The sequence below is a fragment of the Microcella sp. genome (genome assembly GCF_033763155.1).
Lineage (GTDB): Bacteria > Actinomycetota > Actinomycetes > Actinomycetales > Microbacteriaceae > Microcella.
Genome location: NZ_JANRKZ010000067.1, coordinates 1 through 2,586 on the forward strand (window position 1 = coordinate 1; position 2,586 = coordinate 2,586).

General features: G+C 65.4%; 5 protein-coding genes. All 5 read left to right on the plus strand.

Features of this window, described 5'->3' with window-relative positions; translation table 11 throughout:
* Window positions 1–284: aldehyde dehydrogenase family protein (locus SFU54_RS03005; RefSeq protein ID WP_319014835.1), on the plus strand; the 284-nt coding region annotated here is incomplete at its 5' end.
* Window positions 285–287: 3 nt separating this feature from the next.
* Complete coding sequence (locus SFU54_RS03010) at window positions 288–1,220, plus strand: catechol 1,2-dioxygenase (protein WP_319014836.1); 933 nt, start codon at window positions 288–290, stop codon at window positions 1,218–1,220.
* Window positions 1,217–2,089 (plus strand): fumarylacetoacetate hydrolase family protein, encoded by an 873-nt coding sequence (locus tag SFU54_RS03015; RefSeq protein WP_319014837.1) that lies wholly within the window; start codon window positions 1,217–1,219, stop codon window positions 2,087–2,089. The genes SFU54_RS03010 and SFU54_RS03015 overlap by 4 nt, the downstream gene beginning before the upstream one ends.
* A 10-nt stretch (window positions 2,090–2,099) precedes the next feature.
* On the plus strand, window positions 2,100–2,294 hold the full coding sequence (locus SFU54_RS03020) for a ferredoxin (RefSeq protein ID WP_319014838.1): 195 nt from the start codon (window positions 2,100–2,102) through the stop codon (window positions 2,292–2,294).
* Between the two features lie 7 nt (window positions 2,295–2,301).
* Window positions 2,302–2,586, plus strand: a 285-nt coding sequence (locus SFU54_RS03025; RefSeq protein ID WP_319014839.1) for an FAD-dependent oxidoreductase, incomplete at its 3' end; no start/stop codon positions are given.

The window sequence follows — 2,586 nt, forward strand, 5'->3', positions numbered from 1 at the left end:
TGCAGACCTTCTCGAGCGACGAGGAGGCCGTCGAGGTGGCCAACGCGACCGAGTACGGCCTCGCCGCGGTCGTCGTGTGTGGCGATCGCGAGCGCGCCGAGCGCATCACGAAGAATCTCGTCGCGGGAACCATTTGGGTCAACTGCTTCTTTGTGCGCGATCTCGCCGCGCCCTTCGGCGGCAGCAAGAAGAGCGGCATCGGCCGCGAAGGCGGCGTGTGGTCATTCGACTTCTACGCCGACGTCAAGAACACCGTCTACGCACCCGCAGGGTGGAAGGAGTAAGTCATGGGAAAGGTTGTCGGCGCCGCGATTCTCGCGCACGTGCCCACCATCATGTTGCCGCAAGACGTGCGGTACGACCTCAACGACGGCAAAGAGATCAGCCTCGTGCCCGGCCTCAAGCGCTTTCGCACCGAGGTCATGGAAACCCTCGACTACGACACCGTCGTCGTGCTCGACTCGCACTGGGCCACGACCGTCGAGTTCGTCATCAGCGCGCAAGCCGAGCGCTCGGGTCTCTTCACGAGCGAAGAGCTTCCGCGCGGGATGTCGCAGATTCCCTACGCCTTCCGCGGTGACCCCGAACTCGCGAATGCGGTCGCCAACTATGACGAGAAGAACGGCACGTGGGTCACGCCCATCAGCGACCCGCACTTGCCGATCTTTTACGCGACGGTCAACCTGTGGCACTACCTCGGCCGCGGGCTCGACAAGCGCTGGGTGAGCCTCTCGGTCTGCCAGACGGCCACGACCGATGACTTCTTGCGCGCCGGCCGCGCCCTCGGCGAAGCCATTCGCGACAGCGACCGCAAGGTGCTGCTGCTCGCCTCGGGCGCACTCTCGCACACCTTCTACAAGCTGCGCGATCTGCGCAAGCACGAGGCGAGCGACCCGAAGCACATCTACAGCGAGGGCGCGCGACTGGCCGACCTCGAGCGCATCGAATGGATGAAGGCGGGCGACCACAAGCGCATTCTCGAGACCATGCCCGAGTTCAAGCAGTTCAAGCCCGAAGCCAACTTCAGCCACTGGCTGCAGATGGCGGGCGCCACGGGCGAAGAGGCGAACACGGCGAAAGGCGTCATGTACTCCGAGTACGAGAACTCGATTGGCACGGGCCAAGTGCACATCTACTTCCCCGAGCCCGAAGGCGGATTCCCGCTGCCGAAAGACGTGACGCTCTCGCGCGACGACTCGACCGAAGTGAGCGCCGCATGACCGAGTACCGGCGCATTCTGCTCGACGGGGTGGCCGTGCAGGTGGTGCGGCACGGCGACGAGCTGCGGGCATCCGACGGCCGCACGGTCGGGGTCGACGAGGCCGTGCACTTGCCGCCCAGCGAGCCGACCAAGATCATCGCCGTGCACTTGAACTACCCGAGTCGCAGCGACGAGTTCATGACGAAGCTGCCGCCCGCGCCTACCTACTTTCACAAGCCCATCACGGCACTCAACAGCCACAAGGGTGCCGTCGTGCGGCCGGCGGGCCTCAAGTGGCTCAACTACGAGGGCGAAATCGTCATCATCATCGGCCGCACGTGCCGCAACATCTCGCCGGCCGAAGCAGGCGACTACATCGCGGGCTATTCGGTGGGCAATGACTATGGCCTGCACGATTTTCGCGACACGGATGCTGGCTCGATGCTGCGCGTCAAAGGCAGCGACACGCTCGCGCCCGTGGGGCCCGGGCTCGTGACCGATTGGGACTTTCGCGGCAAGACGATCCGCACTCTCGTCAACGGCAAGGTCGTGCAAGAAGACGCGACCGACACGATGGAGTGGGACATGCACTACCTCGTGGCCGACCTCGCCCGCACCATCACGCTCGTGCCGGGCGACATGATCTATTCGGGCACTCCCGCCAACTCGCGGCCCGTGCAGCCCGGCGACGTCGTCGAGGTCGAGGTCGACGGTCTCTGCCGCCTGACCAACACGATCGTCGAAGGCCCCACCCCGATTCGCACGGATGTCGGCGCCCAGCCGACCTCGAGCGAAGAAGTGGTTTCGACCGCGCTCGGGGGAGACTGGGAGTTCCGCGGCATTCGCACTCCCTCGAACGACCTGTACCCCTCCCGCCTCAACGATTAAGGAACCGCGCATGATTCGCATCGACGTTGACATGAACAAGTGCCAGCACTACGGCCAGTGCGTCTTCGAGGCCCCCGAGGTCTTTCAGTTGAACGCTGACGACAAGCTCGAATACGTGGCCGAGGCGCCCAACGAGATGCTTGCCGACCTCGAGGCCGCTGCCGACGTGTGCCCGATGCAGGCCATTCTGCTGACCCGCAGCTGATTGCGCCGTGTCTGATCACGAGGCGGATGCTCCGCTGCTGATCGTCGGAGCCTCGATGGCGGGCCTCCGCACCGCCGAAGGTGCACGGCGAGCCGGCTACACGGGGCCCATCGAGTTTCTCGGCGCCGAAGCGCACGCGCCCTACAACCGGCCACCCCTCTCGAAAGAGTTGCTGCAGACCGAGGGGCAGGGTCACGCTGATGTGGCCTTTCCGATCCGCTCAGCGCTCGAGGAGGGGGTCTCGTGGGTGCTCGGGCGCGCGGCGGTGTCGCTCGACGCCGAGCGGCGCGTG